Here is a 14,892-nt window from a genome sequence, read left to right as displayed (position 1 = left end):
TCACCCGTCTTCCACCACCCTGGTCCTGTCATGAACCCGATCAATCTGCAGAGTTTCCTCGCGTTTCTTTCCTACTTCGGCACCGGCCTGGGCGTGTTGATCGTCGCGGTGGTGCTGGTGACCCTGGTCACCCCGCACAAGGATTTCACCCTGCTGCGCCAGGGCAACGTGGCGGCCGCCACCGCGCTGGCCGGCAACCTGATCGGCGTGGCGCTGCCGCTGCATTCGGCCATCACCCATTCGGTGAGCCTGGTGGATGCCTTGATCTGGGGCGTGGTGGCCTGCGGTATCCAGGTGGTGGCGTATCTGCTGGCCAACCTGGTGGCCGGGCGCATCTCGCGGCAAATCACCGACAACGTCGCCGCCGCCGGTATTTTTTCGGCCGGCGTGTCGATCGCGGTTGGCCTGATCAACGCCGCGGCGATCACGCCGTAACGGAGCGCAGGCATGAAGCGATCACGCAATCTCAAGCTCACCCTGATGGCCGCGCTGCCGGCCGCCTTCGTCACCGGTTGCGGCTCGGAGCCGGAAACCGGCGTGGTGTTGCAGTCGGCCTCGGACTGCTACCAGATCAAGCAGGAACAGGGCGACATCCAGCAGTGTCTGAAGGCGTATGACGAGGCCGTGGCCAAGCACCAGCAGGCCGCGCCGCGCTTCACTTCGCGCTACGAGTGCGATGCGCAATTTGGCAGCTGCACCGAAGTGCCTGGCCAGACCCAGGGGCAGCAGAGCTGGATCCCGCCGATGGGCGGCTTTCTGCTCGGCTACGCGCTGGGCAACATGAGCGGCGGCGGGTATCGCTATGGCGGCGCGATGCCGCTATACCGCGATTACCGCAGCGGCGGCTACTACAAGCCCAACGGCGATGTGGCCAGCAACCGCATCGGCACCGTGCGCGGCCGCGCCGGCAGCGTGGACATGCCAACCCGCGCCATCACCGTGTCGCGCTCGGGTTTTGGCTCCAGCGCCGCGGCGCGCAGCTCGTTCGGCAGTGGCGGGCGCAGCTCCGGGTTTGGCGGCTGACATGCAACGTATTGCCATCGCCGAGCGCCCGGATTGGCGCACCCAGGCCGAATCGCTCGGCTTCCAGTTCCACACCATCGACGGCGAACCGTATTGGGACGAAAGCGCGTACTACGCGTTTTCGTTGCGGCAGATCGAAGACGACATCGAGACGCCGACGCAGGAGCTGCACGACATGGCGATGCAGTTGGTCGACGAGGTGGTCGGCTCCGAAGCGTTGATGACGCAGCTGGCACTGCCGCCGTTCTACTGGGACTGGATCGCCACCTCCTGGAAGAACCGCGACCCGCATCTGTACGGCCGCATGGATCTGGCCTATGCCGGCAATGGCCCGGCCAAGTTGTACGAGCTCAATTACGACACACCGACCTCGTTGTACGAGGCGGCGTATTTCCAGTGGCTGTGGCTGGAACAGCAGATTGCCAGCGGCGCGCTGCCCAAGGGCACCGACCAGTACAACCTGATCCAGGACCTGCTGTGCGAAACCCTGGGTGCGCTGGCAGTGGATGGAGCGGTTGGCCCGCAGATGCATTTTTCTGCAGTGCGTGATTCGCTGGAAGACCGCGCCACCGTGCGCTACCTGCGCGATTGCGCGCACCAGGTGGGCATCAGCACCGAGGAAGTGGCGATCGAAGACATCGGCCTCAGCGCAGATGGCTGGTTCACCGATGAGCAGGACCGGGTGATCCACACGCTGTTCAAGCTGTACCCGCTGGAATTCATGATGGAAGAGCGATTCGGCCCGGCGTTGATCGCCAACCGCGTGCGTCTGATCGAACCGGCATGGAAGGCAGTGCTGAGCAACAAGGGCATCCTGCCGCTGTTGTGGGAGCGCCATCAGGGCCACCCCAATCTGCTCGCCGCGCGCTTTGCACAGGCCGGCGAGGCGCCTACTGCCGGGTGGGTGCGCAAGCCGTTGCTGTCGCGCGAGGGCGCCAACATCGCGCTGGTTACCGCGCAGGGCGAGATGGCGCACACCGATGGGCCGTACCTGGATGGCCTGGCCATTCTGCAGGCGCATCATCCGCTGCCGGTGTTCGACGGCCGGCATGCGCTGGTCGGCAGCTGGGTAGTGGCCGATCGCCCGGCGGGCCTGGGCATGCGCGATGACGACGGCCCGATCACCCGCGATACCTCGCGGTTCGTGCCGCACGTGATCGTGGATTGAGACGCTGCTATGCGTGCACCGCCACTGCGAGGTGGCGGTGTGCGCTGCATGCGCGGGTCCGGTTTCGAGCAGCTACATCAGTGGCATGCGTACTGACGCGCGGCGACGGCCGGCTCTCTGCTGAGTTGCTGCGCGCCAATCGCTTGGGCTCAATCTCGGCGTGCACTCCACGCGTTTGGAACCGGCAGTAGATGGTTGCTGTCGCCATGCGCATCCATCGCAGCGCGTGGCCCTGCATTCAGCACATCGCATCAAAACGCCTTGCACACACCGGCAACTGCACGCAAGCCGTGCCGCCCGCACTGCGTTGATCGGGTTTTCCACATCCCCTGTGGATGAAGACTGCACAAGGCTGTGGACAAGTGGGCACAGGCCCCGGCCCGTCACGCTGTCAAGATGGGTGGCGAAAAAAGACCACTCGGTTGCAGGTGTGTGTCCAGCGCTGTGATCGGCGCGAACCCGGCAGACTCGGCAAAGTGATCGTGCGGCTGTGGACTGGTTTCGGCGCGGGCGCGTATCTGAGACGCGGCGATGTCGCCGCCCACGACCACTGACGCGCCATCCACGCCGTCCAATTGCACCGGGCCAGCAGCCAGCCCACGCGCGCGCAGCACGCTGCGGAGTGGCTCTTGGGCCACGCGCTGGCAGCAACGCGACGCAGTGACGTTCGCCACCGCCACGCTCACACCCGGTGCGCCACCCAGAAACTGCTCAGCGCCAGCACCCACGCCAGCGCAAAGACGCTGGCATAGGCCAAGGGGGTGGCCGAGCCCAATAGCGCGGCAAACAAGGCGCCGGCCACCGCAAGGACGCCCGCCACCGCAATCGCCTCGCTGAGCTGCAAGGCCGAGCTGTTGGCACCTTGCTTGGCGGTCGGTGACAGCGACAAGGTCAGCACCGACAGGCTCGGATACAACAGGCCCATGCCCAACCCGGTCACGGCCCAGCCGGCGATGGCGGCCGGCACCGGCACGGCCGGCCAGATCGCACCCGCACTGATCACGATGCCCGCCGACATCAGCACCGCGCCGGTCTTGAGCAGCCGTGGCCGCGACCAGCCAGCGGTGCTGTGGCCCTGGTACCACGAACCGCTGAACCAGCCCAAGGCGCCCACGCTCAGCGCAATGCCGGCCAGCAGCGGCGACAGGCCGCGTTCGCGCGACAACAGCAGCGGCAGAAACGCTTCGAAGCCGAAGAACGCCGCCGCCGCGATCCCGCGCAACGCGATCACGCTGGGCAGGCCGCGTGCCAGCCGCAAGGTGCCGGCCGGCAGCAGCTGCCAGGCGCACACGCCGGTGACCGCCAATGCCGGCGCCATCGCCAGCACGGCGGGGCAGGCCGTGCAACTGGCCACCGACATACACGCCCAGCACACCCAGTGCCGCGCCAATCGCCCAGCCCAGCGCGTCCTTGCCGGGCAGCGCGGCCTGCGTGCTCCAGTCGCGTCCACGCAGCGCCGGCAGCAGCATCAGGCCGGCCGGGATCGCCAGCAGCGGCACCGACAGGAATACCCAGCGCCAGCCGGCGTGCTGCACGATCAGGCCACTGATGCCGGGCCCGATCAACGACGGCACCACCCAGCCGGCAGAGAACGCGGCAAACACGCGCGGGCGCAGGGCCTCCGGATACAGGCGGCCCACAATGACGTACAGCGCTACCGAGTAGGCGCCTGCACCCAGGCCCTGCAGCAGCCGTCCAGCGATCAGCAGCGGCATGTTCGGTGCCAGCCCGGCGATGACCAGGCCCAGTACGAAGCACAGCAACCCGGCGCCCAATGCGCCCGCCGGCCCGCGCCGGTCGCTCCAGCGCCCGGCCGCGGTCATGCCCACCACGCTGGTCGCCAAGGTGCCGCCGAAGGCCAGTGCGTACAGCGGCAGGCCATTCAATTCGCGCGCCACCGTGGGCATGGCCGCGGCCACTGCCAGCGATTCAAACGCGTTGAGCGCCACCAACGCCACCATGCCCAGCGTGGTGGCGCGGTACGGCGCGGCGAGAATGGAGGTGGCGCGCGCATCGGTGGGCGATGCAGTGGGCAGAGTGGTGTGGGTCGTCATTGAACATCCAAGAAAGCAAAGCGTGAAACGGCAGCGCGGGCAGGGCTTGCATCCCGCCATGGCCGCGCAGCATCCTGCCTCAACCAAGGTTGAGGTCAAGGCAATGCAGCGTGAGTTGTCCGTGGGGGATGTGGCCAAGCGCAGTGGCGTGGCGGTATCGGCGTTGCATTTCTACGAGCGCAAGGGGTTGATCCGTAGCCTGCGCACTGCCGGCAATCAGCGCCGGTATGCGCGTGATGTGCTGCGGCGGATCGCGGTGATCCGCGTGGCGCAGCGGCTCGGCGTCCCGTTGCAGCAGGTGCTGGATGCGTTCTCGGTGCTGCCGGACCAGCGCACACCCACGCGCGCGGAATGGGCGCGCATGTCGGCACGTTGGCGTGGCCAGCTGGACGCACGCATTGCCGAGCTGCAGGCGCTGCGCGACCAGCTCACCGACTGTATCGGCTGCGGCTGCCTGTCGCTGCGGCGCTGCCGCCTGAGCAACCCCGGCGACACTCTGGCCGAGAGCGGTGACGGCGCAGTGCGCCTGTCGGGCACTGTCGGCGGCTGAGCGCGCACCGGGACCAATGGCAGTGCCTGGATGAGGTGGGCCGCCGTAGGATGGTTGTCCCCCCTCGTCGCAGGACTTCGCATGTTCCCCACCGTGCGCCGCTCGCTGGCTGTTGCGCTTGCACTCGCGTGTCTTTCGTTCACTGCACTGGCGGCCCCGCCAGCGGCCGCTCCTGCAGCGGCCAGCCCGTTCGACCCGCTGGCGCTGTTCGCGCCCTTGCAGCTGCCCGATGCGCCCAACGCGTATCGCGGCGGCAGCGGTAAGCCGGGGCCGCTGTTCTGGCAGAACCGGGCCGACTACGACCTCAGCGCGTAGATCGACCCGGCCACCCACACCCTCACCGGGGAAGCGGCGATCCGCTACACCAACCACAGCCCGGACACGCTCGACGTGCTGTGGCTGCAGCTGGACCAGAACCGCTACCGTGCCGACGCGCGTGCTGCCGCCAGCCGGCCATCGCGCCGCTCCCAGACCACCGAGGGCATGCAGATCGCCAGCGTCGAGGTGGACAGCGGCGGGCGCCGACAGGCGGTACCGTTCTTGGTGGACGACACGCGCCTGCGCGTGGACCTGCCGCAGCCACTGGCCGGGCAGGGCAAGGCGCTCACCGTGCATATCCGCTACCGCTACCGCATTCCCGGCACCTGGGGTGGGCGCACGGCGGTGAGCAACAGCAAGCAGGGCGAGATCTACGAGATTGCGCAGTGGTACCCGCGCATGGCCGTGTACGACGACCTGCGTGGCTGGGACACGCAGCCGTATCTGGGCTCGGAGTTCTATCTGGAATACGGCAGCTTCGACTACGCGGTGACGGTGCCCGACGGATTTCTGGTGGCCGGCTCCGGCGCGCTGACCAATCCCGATGAGGTGCTCAGCCGTACCGAACAGCAACGCCTGGCCCAGGCACGCGGCAGCGATCGTACCGTGCTGATTCGCACGCCCGCCGAGGTAGCCGCGCGTGCTGCGGCGCCGGCAAGCACGCGCACGCGTACCTGGCGGTTCCACATGGACACCACCCGCGATGTGGCCTTCGCCGCGTCGCCGGCCTTCGTGTGGGATGCCGCGCGTATCAATCTGCCCGATGGCAAGCAGTCGCTGGCGATGTCGGTGTATCCGGTGGAAGGCGTGGGCGAGGCGAAATGGAACCGCTCCACCGAGTACGTCAAAGGTGCGATCGAGCATTTTTCGCAGTGGTACCCATACCCGTGGCCGGCCGCGATCAACCTGGGTGGCTACGGCGCGGGTATGGAGTATCCGGGCATCGTGTTCGACGGGTTCGACGATGGCGGCAAGGACCTGTTCTGGATCACCGCACACGAGATCGGCCACACCTGGTTCCCGATGATTGTCGGTTCCAACGAGCGCCGGCATGCCTTCATGGACGAAGGGTTCAACACCTTCATCGACGTCTACGCATCGGATGCCTTCAACAAGGGCGAATACGCCCCCAAGCGCGACTCGGAATATGCGCCCAAGGGCGGCAACCCGGTGGACGAAATCTTGCCGTTGCTGGCCGACGCCAACGCACCGACCTTGATGGACACCGCCGATGCCACCAGCGAGACCTACCGCCACCCCTTGACCTACTTCAAGGGTGCGCTGGGCCTGGTGTTGTTGCGCGAACAAATCCTGGGGCCTGCGCGCTTTGATCCGGCCTTTCGCAAATACATCGCCACCTGGGCGTTCAAGCATCCGACACCCTCGGATTTCTTTCGTTTGATGGAAAGCGAAAGCGGCGAGGACCTGAGCTGGTGGTGGCGGGGCTGGTACTTCAACAACTGGCAGCTGGACATGGGCATCAGCGAGGCGCACTACGTGGACCAGGACCCGGCGAAGGGCGTGCAGGTCACCCTGCGCAGCCGGCAGCGGCTGGTGATGCCGGTCACGCTGCGCGCGGACCTGGCAGACGGCAGCCATCTGGACCGGCGGGTACCGGTGGAAGCCTGGCTGCAGCAGACCGCACCCAAGCTCACGCTGGCGACTACGCAGAAAGTACTGCGCGTGCGCCTGGACCCAGACCATGCACTGCCGGATGCGGCACGTGCCGACAACACGCTGGAGCTTGCCCGCTAGGCGCCAGCACCGCCGCCGTCGCGCGCATTGCTGCGCGCTTTTTCCTGACGGCACGCACTGTTGAGCAAGGCCACAACGGCGCAATCGATTGCAGCGATTGCGCCGTTGTCGTGCGCGCCTTGCAGCAACGCCACCGTTTGCACGCAGCACTGCGCACGCGGGTTGCGGCCCGCACCGTCGCATCGTTCTTCGATAAGCGATCCACATCCGGCCGCGTTGGCAGGGCGCTTGCGCAAGTGTCGGCATGGTCACGCCTGCAACGGTTATGCGGCCTGTTTTCAGCGCGTTTTGGCGGTGTGTTTTCGAGGCGTGCTTGGTAACGCTTACAGCCACGCCGTTGTTGAAGCTGCGCTGCGGGCTCAAGCGCAGCGTTGTTTGCAGGCCCGGTCGGGTTGTTAAAGATTTGCTGCAACGCACGGTGACAAGCGCTGTTGCCGGTGATTAGGCTGCGCCGCGTGTTAGCGCTATCACGCCAGCGGCTGTTGCAGAGCAGGGCCACTGGCGCAGTCATCAGCTGGAACGGATCAGAGAGGAAGTCGCCGTCGTACGCGACGGGCAGGACACGACTGGCTCGGGGGATCCGTCGTTGAGTTGCACCGCAGGGGATCACAGAACTTGCTGCAGGCAGTTCGCCGGACATCCGCAGGGATGCCGGCAAAGACAGTGGCGGTGTCGCATGTCGCGCGCACGGCCGTGGGCAGTTGCACACCACCCGAGGACACATCGATGCGTCGTACGTTGAAGAGCTTCAAGTCGAAGGCCATGTTCACCTTCGTTGGCGGTTTGCTGGTCATCAATCCCGCCTTTGCGCAGGACACGACGCCGCAAGCACCGCCGCCACAGTCCAGCAGCGACGCTGCTACCACGCTCGACACCGTCAACGTCACCGGCATCCGCAGCAGCCTGGACCAGTCGATGGGCATCAAGCGCGACGCCGCCGGCGTGGTGGATGCGATCAGCGCTGAAGACATCGGCAAATTCCCGGATACCAATCTGGCCGAGTCGCTGCAACGCATCACCGGTATCTCGATCGAACGCCGCGATGGCGAGGGCGCGCAGGTCACCGCGCGTGGCTTCGGCCCGCAGTTCAATACGGTCACGCTCAACGGGCGCTTGATCCCGGGTGCGGACGCCTTCGGCGCACCGGGCCAAACGCCAATCGGCGGCGTAGACGTGGGCACGCGCGCGTTCAACTTCGCGCAGCTGGCCTCTGAAGCGATCACCGGCATCGAGGTCTACAAGACCAGCCGCGCCACGGCGCCCAGCGGCGGCATCGGCGCCACCATCAATATCCAGACCGACAAGCCGTTCAACCATTCCGGCGTGGTGGCCAATGCCGGCGCCAAGATGGTGTCTGACCGCTCGCAGCCATTCGGCGATTCGCTCACCCCCGAAGTGTCGGGCATCTTCAGCTACACCAACCCCGACAAGACCTTCGGTATCGGCCTGAGCGCCAGCTACCAGAAGCGCCATGGCGGCTCGGTGCAGGCCACCGAAAACACCTGGAATATCCAGCGCTGGACCGGCACCGATCCCGCGCTGCGTCCGGATGCGGTGGTGACCAACGCACCGGCGATCGGCCAGCTGTACGGCATGCCCAATGACCTCCGCTACGCGTTCGCCGACTTCCAGCGCGAGCGCATGAATGGCCAGGCGGTGATGCAGTTTGCGCCCACCGATAGCCTGACCTTGACCCTGGACTACACCTATTCGTCCAATGAAATCCGCGAGGAGCGTGGCGAGCAGGGCATCTGGCTGCAGCGCGCCAACAGCTTCACCGACCTGACCTTCGATACCGGCCAGGCCGTGGCCACGCCGGTGTATCTGCGCGATGTGCCCAGTGGTGCCAAGGACTTCGGCATGGAGCAGCAGCGCAACGAGCAGAAGTACACGCTCGGCTCGCTCGGCTTCAACGCGGACTGGCAGGTGAGCGACCGCTTCCAGCTGAGTTTCGATGCGCACAACTCCAAGACCAAGAGCCTGCCCAACGACCCGGTCACCGGCGGCAGCGCCACCTATTTCAGCCTTGCCGGCACCAACAACTGCGCCAGCGGCCCGCTGTGCGGCGGGCAGTGGGGCCAGGAGTTGTGGTTCAACAATTCGCTGCCGATCGGCGCACGCACCTGGTACCCCACCGCGGCCGATTCGCTGGCCGGCACCAATGGCGTGGTCAACCCGGACTTCACCGCGGGCAACCTGGGCTCGCAGGTGTTGCGCATCTACTACCAATCGCAGGTGAACGAGATCAAGGAAGGGCGTGTGGACGGCACGTTCGACTTCGACGACGGCCGCTTCCAGTTCGGCGTGAGCTCGGCCAATACCAAGATGAACCGGCTCACCAGCGACACCAACTCCACGCTCGGTGACTGGAGCGTGGCCAATGCCGGCAATGAGCCGGGCATGGTGGCGTTGCTGCAGCCGGTCAGCATCACCGGCATGTTCAAGGACTTCAATGCCAATGGCGCGGCGCCCAGCGCCTGGCGTGGCGATGCCGACCAACTCGCGTTGTGGGGTGGCAGCCAGTACGGCGCCACCACGCGCTACAACCCGCAATACAGCGCCGATAACCAGGTGGAAGAGAAGACCCGCGCGGCGTACGTGCAGCTGGAATTGCAGGGCGATATCGCCGGCATGACCACCAATACGCGGCTGGGCCTGCGCTACGAGCGCACCGATGTGGAATCGGTGTCGCAGGTGGCCACGCCAACCGGTTTGCTGTGGCAGTCCAACAACGACTTCCAGCTGGTCCGTTCGGCAGAGCTGCAGCCCTTCAGTGAAAAGACCAGCTACAACTACATCCTGCCCAATCTCGATTTCAGCATCGACATCACCGACCAGCTGAAGGGGCGTGCCTCGTTCGGCCAGACCATTGCGCGCGCACCCTACAACAACCTGATTGCCGGGCCCACGCCCAACACGCCCAACGGTTCGATCCTGATCAACCCCTCCAACCGTGCCGGTGGCGACTCGCAGAACCCGCAGCTCGATCCGCTGGAATCGGACAACCTCGACCTGGCGCTGGAGTGGTACTTCGCCGACGCCAGCTATGTGTCGGCCACGTTCTGGAACAAGCGCGTCAGCAACTTCATCGGCAACACGGTGTCGCGCGAATCGCTGTACGGGCTCACCGACCCTACCTCCGGGCCGGATGCGCAGGCGGCGTTGGCCTTCCTGCAAAGCGGTGCCTGCGCAGCCCAGGTGGGTGCGTCCGGCAATGACGTTGCCGCGGCGTGTTCGGCCAACGACACCTCGCTGTTCGCGGCCATGGCGTTGTTGCGCAACGCCGCAGCCACCGGCGGCCTGGGTGCCTACAACGGGAGCTCCGCGCAGAGCCTGGCGCTGGAGAACGCTTACGACATCACCGGCAACAGTAGCGACCCGCTGTATCAGTTCGATGTCTCGCGGCCGATCAACCAGAACAAGGCCAATATTCATGGCTGGGAACTGGGAGGGCAGTACTTCTTCGGCAGCAGCGGCTTCGGCATCTACGCCAACTACACCATCGTGGAAGGCGATGTCGGCTTCGACAACACCGTGATCGACCGCGACCAGTTCGCCTTGCTGGGCTTGAGCGACACCGCCAATGCCATGCTGATGTACGAAAAGTACGGCTTCAGCGCGCGTCTGGCATGGAACTGGCGCGACGAGTATCTGATCGCCGCCAACCAGGACAATTCCAACCGCAACCCGTACTACGTCGAGGCGTACCAGCAGTGGGACCTCAGTGTCAGCTACGCCTTCAGCAAGCAGCTGTCGATCGGCTTTGAAGCCATCAACCTGACGGGCGAGGACGTGCGCTGGCACGGGCGATCGGACAAGCAGATCATCCGCCTGATCGACCAGCAACCGCGCTATACGCTGGGCGTGCGCTACGCGTTCTAACCGCGGATGGGGCGCAGTTGCCGGTCTACGGCAGCTGCGCACTGCGCTTGCCGCACCGCTTGAGGCCGGTGCGTCAATGCGCCTCGCCTGGCGAGCGTGCTGCGCGTGCCGCACGCGGATGCGGTGCGTGCACGTCTGCAGCTGCATGGTGCTGTGCGGCTTGCCGGCGGCGCGCTTTTTCGCAATGCTCGCCTGCAGCAGACGCTTGATGCAGCGGCCGCTCCACCGCCGCCTTACAGCGGAGAGGGCCGGGCAGGCCACTTACCCGCCGGAGTTTCGATGACGCGATACGCAGTGCTCAACAATGTGGCGCATCACGATGTGCGCGTCATCCTGCAGTTCGGGGCGCAGTTTGGCGATGCGGTTGGCCTGGTGCCGGCCTTCGTCACCGAATTTGCCGAGTTGCAGCGCGAATACCCTCTGTTCTTTCGCAAGGATCCCGCCAGCGGCGCATACCAGGCTGTGGCGGTGCTGGGCTTTGCGCACGACGAGAACCTCTTCCTGCAGGACCAGCGCTGGAATGCCAGCTACCTGCCGGGAATCATTGCCAAAGGGCCATTTTTGATCGGCTTCCAGGAGCAGCGCATCGATGGCGCGCTGGTACAGGAGCCGGTGATCCATGTCGACCTGGAGCATCCGCGCCTGAGCCGCACGGACGGCGAGCCGGTGTTCTTGCCGCAGGGCGGTCATAGCCCGTATCTGCAGCACATCATCGATGTGTTGCGCGGCATCCGTGATGGCATGGATGCCGGGCAGCCGATGTGCGCGGCGTTCGATGCGCTCGGGTTGATCCAGCCGGTGCGGCTGGACATCACGCTGGACGCCAACCACGGCGCGCATCTGGACGGGCTGTATGCCATCGACCGCGAACGCCTGGCATCCCTCGACGCGCATGCACTGCATCAGCTGCATCAGGCCGGTTACCTGGAAGGTGCCTTCCTGATGCTGGCCTCGCAGCACAATCTGCGCCGCTTGATGGCTGAAAAACAGCGTCGTCTGCAGCAGGCCACTGCCACACCTGCCGCCGCGCACGCGTGAGCCCACGCAGATGACCACGCCGTTCGACGCCATGGCACCAATTGCCGAGCGCAGCGATTGCACGGCCGATGCGCTGCCGCTGGCCGCGCTCTGTGCCGCAGCGCAGCCGGTGGTGTTGCGCGGGGTGGCACGCGACTGGCAGCTGGTGCAGGCCGGCCAGCGTGGCGATGCCGAGGCAATGGCTGTGTTGCGCAGGTTCGACCGTGCGCAGCCGCTGCAATATTCGTATGGCGGCCCGGAGATTGCCGGGCGCCCGTTCTACACCGATGACGTCACCGACCTCAACTTCGAAGTGCGCCGTGGCAGCTTGGGCAGTGTGCTGGAGGCGATTGAAGCGCATCGCAACGATGCGCAGCCGCCCACCTATTACCTGGCCTCGCTGCCGGTCGATGACTACCTGCCCGGGCTGCGTGCGGGCAACGACCTGGACATGCGCGCCAGCGGCAGCAACGTGCAGCCGAGCATCTGGATCGGCAACCGCGTGGTCGCCTCGTGCCATTACGACGTGCCGAATAATCTCGCCTGCTGCGCGGTGGGGCAGCGGCGCTTCACGCTGTTTCCGCCAGAGCAGATTGCCAACCTGTATCCCGGGCCGTTGGAGCCGACGCCGGGCGGGCAGGTGGTGAGCATGGTGGACCTGGCCGCGCCCGATCTGCAGCGCTATCCGCGCTTTGCGCAGGCGTTGCCGCATGCGCGTACCGCCGTGTTGCAGCCGGGCAATGCGGTGTTCATTCCCAGCATGTGGTGGCACCACGTGATGGCGCTGCAGCCCTTCAACGTGCTGGTCAATTACTGGTGGGGCAGCATGCCCGCGCACGTGCCCGCACCGATGCCGGCGCTGTATCACGCGCTGTGGTCCATCCGCGACCGGCCCGCCGCGGAAAAAGCCGCCTGGCGCGCAGTGTTCGATTACTACGTATTCGGTCCAGCCGAGCAGGCTGGCGCACATCTGCCCGAGGCCGCGCGGCAGGTGCTGGGCACCATCGACCCGGCGCTCGCGCGGCAACTGCGCGCACTGCTGATCGCCCGGCTCAATCGCTGATCAGGTTCACTTTTCACCCTTCTTCGAGGAACGCGCAGTGACGCAGGCACGCATTCGCAAGGTTGTCATTGCCGGCGGTGGCACCGCCGGGTGGGTTGCCGCCGCCGCGCTGGCGCATCAGTTTCGCGGGCTGCTGGAGATCGTGCTGGTGGAATCCGAGCAGATCGGCACGATTGGCGTGGGCGAATCCACCGTGCCGCCGATCCGCGCGTTTCATCGCTTCCTGCAGATCGACGAGCAGGAATTCCTGCGTGCGGTAGCCGGCACCTTCAAGCTGGCCATCTCTTTTGAGGACTGGCAAGGCCAGGGTGATCGCTACATCCACCCGTTTGGCAGCACCGGGCAGGGCACGCTGGTGTGCGCCTTCCACCACTTCTGGCTGGAGGCGCAGCGGCGTGGCATGCACAGCGGCTTCGACGAGTACTGCCTGGAAGCGCAGGCCGCGCGTGCGGACCGCTTCGCGGTGCTGCAGCAGCCCGCGGTGAACTATGCCTACCATCTGGATGCCGGCCTGTATGCGCGCTTTCTGCGCACCCACGCGCAGCGCTATGGCGCCACCCGCATCGAGGGCAAGATCCAGCAGGTGCGCCAGCATGCCGATAGCGGCTTCGTCGAGGCGCTGGTGCTGGAAGACGGGCAAGTGGTCGAGGGCGACCTGTTCATCGATTGCACCGGTTTTCGCGGGCTGCTGATCGAGCAGACCCTGCACACCGGCTATGAAGACTGGAGCCATTGGCTGCCCTGCGACCGTGCAGTTGCGGTGCAGACCGAATCGGTGGAGCCGCCGGTGCCGTATACACGCGCGATTGCGCATGCGGCCGGCTGGCGCTGGCAGATTCCGCTGCAGCATCGCGTGGGCAACGGGCTGGTCTACGCACGGGCGCACCTCTCCGACGATGAAGCCAGCGCCATGCTGTTGGCAGCGGTGCAAGGCACGCCACGGCGCGACCCGATGCTGGTGCCGTTCGTCACCGGCCGCCGGCTGCAGACCTGGAACAAGAACGTGGTGGCGCTGGGCCTGGCGAGCGGTTTCGTGGAGCCACTGGAATCCACCAGCATCCATCTGGCGATCGTGGCGGTGATGCGCCTGATCACGCTGTTCCCCGCCGATGGCATCGCGCAACCGCAGGTGGACCTGTTCAACCGCATCAGCCGCGCCGAAGCCGAGCACGTGCGCGATTTCGTGATCCTGCATTACCACGCCACCCAGCGCGAGGAGGCGCTGTGGCGGCAATGCCGCGCGATGGAATTGCCGGAATCGCTGCAGCTGCGCCTGCGTGCATGGCGCGAGGGCGCCCATGCTTGGCAGGATGGCGACGAACTGTTCCGTGTCGATTCCTGGACGCATGTGCTGCTCGGCCAGCGCGTTGCGCCCGCGCAGCATCATCCGTTGACGCGCGCCTTGCCCGACCAGCATCTGCAGCAGTTGCTGGATGGCATCCGCCAGCCACTGCAGCACGTGGTGACACAGCTGCCGACCCAGCAGGCGTTTATCGACAGCTACTGCAAGGTGGATCAAAGCACCTGGGGCTGACGGACAGCAGGGTCGTTACGCTGTAAAGCCGTCACGCAGCGGAGCGGCCAGCCAGCGCCGCTGTCGCTGTTTCGGTTATTCGCTGAGGCAGCGTTGCAGGTCATCGCGTTCAGCGGCCAACCGCGCACCGATGGTGGCGCAGGTCTGGGCGTGGGCAGCGGCTGTCTGGCATGCGGCGTGGACGCTATCCAGGCGTGCGTCCATGACGCGGTCCTGCTCTTACACACACGCACTTGCCTCGGCATCCGGGTACAGGTGCGGCGGTACTTCAATCCATCCACGGCCATACCAGGGCGAGAAGCGGACAGACCGCCTCACCTGCGCCTGCGCCACGGTTGCCTGCAAGCGCGGGAAGGTGGTCAGCATCGATGCCGCCAGCAGGGCGGGCTCGGTGAGCCTGGGGACTTCGGTGAAGCCGGGGGCAGCAGCTGTAGGTGCACCCGCAGTTCCGTTGCGCTGGTGTCGGTACCGATAGGCCCCTCGCGCACCACGATGCCGGTCACGGCGTAATCGCCGCCGTGCGTGAAT

At 66.0% G+C, this 14,892-nt stretch carries 8 protein-coding genes and 2 pseudogenes; 9 read left to right on the top strand and 1 reads right to left on the bottom strand.

The features are described 5' to 3' along the window. The first annotated feature begins 30 nt into the window (after positions 1–30). The 3 genes from XCC_RS14685 to XCC_RS14675 are packed head-to-tail and all read left to right on the top strand — an operon-like array spanning position 31 to position 2,191. A complete protein-coding gene (locus XCC_RS14685) occupies positions 31–435 on the top strand; it encodes a DUF350 domain-containing protein (RefSeq protein WP_011037960.1) in 405 nt (134 codons plus the stop codon). A 12-nt stretch (positions 436–447) separates the two neighbouring features. After that, a complete protein-coding gene (locus XCC_RS14680) occupies positions 448–1,023 on the top strand; it encodes a DUF1190 domain-containing protein (RefSeq protein ID WP_011037959.1) in 576 nt (191 codons plus the stop codon). A 1-nt stretch (position 1,024) separates the two neighbouring features. Further along, positions 1,025–2,191: a glutathionylspermidine synthase family protein gene (locus tag XCC_RS14675; RefSeq protein WP_011037958.1), complete on the top strand. Its 1,167-nt coding sequence runs from the start codon at positions 1,025–1,027 to the stop codon at positions 2,189–2,191. A 682-nt stretch (positions 2,192–2,873) separates the two neighbouring features. Here the strand turns inward: XCC_RS14675 and XCC_RS14670 are convergent. After that, positions 2,874–4,245 (bottom strand): annotated as a pseudogene (locus XCC_RS14670) (MFS transporter). A gap of 103 nt (positions 4,246–4,348) precedes the next feature. On the opposite strand from XCC_RS14670, the gene soxR reads away from it, so the two are divergent. The 6 genes and pseudogenes from soxR to XCC_RS14630 all read left to right on the top strand — a co-directional run bounded on the left by soxR (position 4,349) and on the right by XCC_RS14630 (position 14,364). Continuing rightward, positions 4,349–4,795, top strand: a complete 447-nt coding sequence (gene soxR, locus XCC_RS14665) for a redox-sensitive transcriptional activator SoxR (RefSeq protein WP_011037956.1) — start codon at positions 4,349–4,351, stop codon at positions 4,793–4,795. A gap of 81 nt (positions 4,796–4,876) precedes the next feature. Then, a pseudogene (locus XCC_RS14655) lies at positions 4,877–6,868 on the top strand (M1 family metallopeptidase). Positions 6,869–7,594: 726 nt separating this feature from the next. After that, positions 7,595–10,750 carry a TonB-dependent receptor gene (locus tag XCC_RS14645; RefSeq protein WP_043877732.1) on the top strand — a complete coding sequence of 1,052 codons (3,156 nt, stop codon included), beginning with the start codon at positions 7,595–7,597 and terminating at the stop codon, positions 10,748–10,750. A gap of 279 nt (positions 10,751–11,029) precedes the next feature. Then, positions 11,030–11,788, top strand: a complete 759-nt coding sequence (locus XCC_RS14640) for a SapC family protein (protein WP_019237432.1) — start codon at positions 11,030–11,032, stop codon at positions 11,786–11,788. Positions 11,789–11,798: 10 nt separating this feature from the next. Beyond that, entirely contained in the window at positions 11,799–12,830 is a 1,032-nt protein-coding gene (locus XCC_RS14635; protein WP_011037951.1) for a cupin-like domain-containing protein, read from the top strand. 37 nt (positions 12,831–12,867) lie between these two features. Continuing rightward, the gene (locus XCC_RS14630; protein WP_011037950.1) at positions 12,868–14,364 is read left to right on the top strand and encodes a tryptophan halogenase family protein; all 1,497 of its coding nucleotides are present in this window, start codon (positions 12,868–12,870) and stop codon (positions 14,362–14,364) included. Positions 14,365–14,892 lie beyond the last annotated feature (528 nt).

This window comes from Xanthomonas campestris pv. campestris str. ATCC 33913 (assembly GCF_000007145.1).
Classification (GTDB): Bacteria; Pseudomonadota; Gammaproteobacteria; order Xanthomonadales; family Xanthomonadaceae; genus Xanthomonas; species Xanthomonas campestris.
This window is presented reverse-complemented; position numbering and strand designations above follow the sequence as displayed.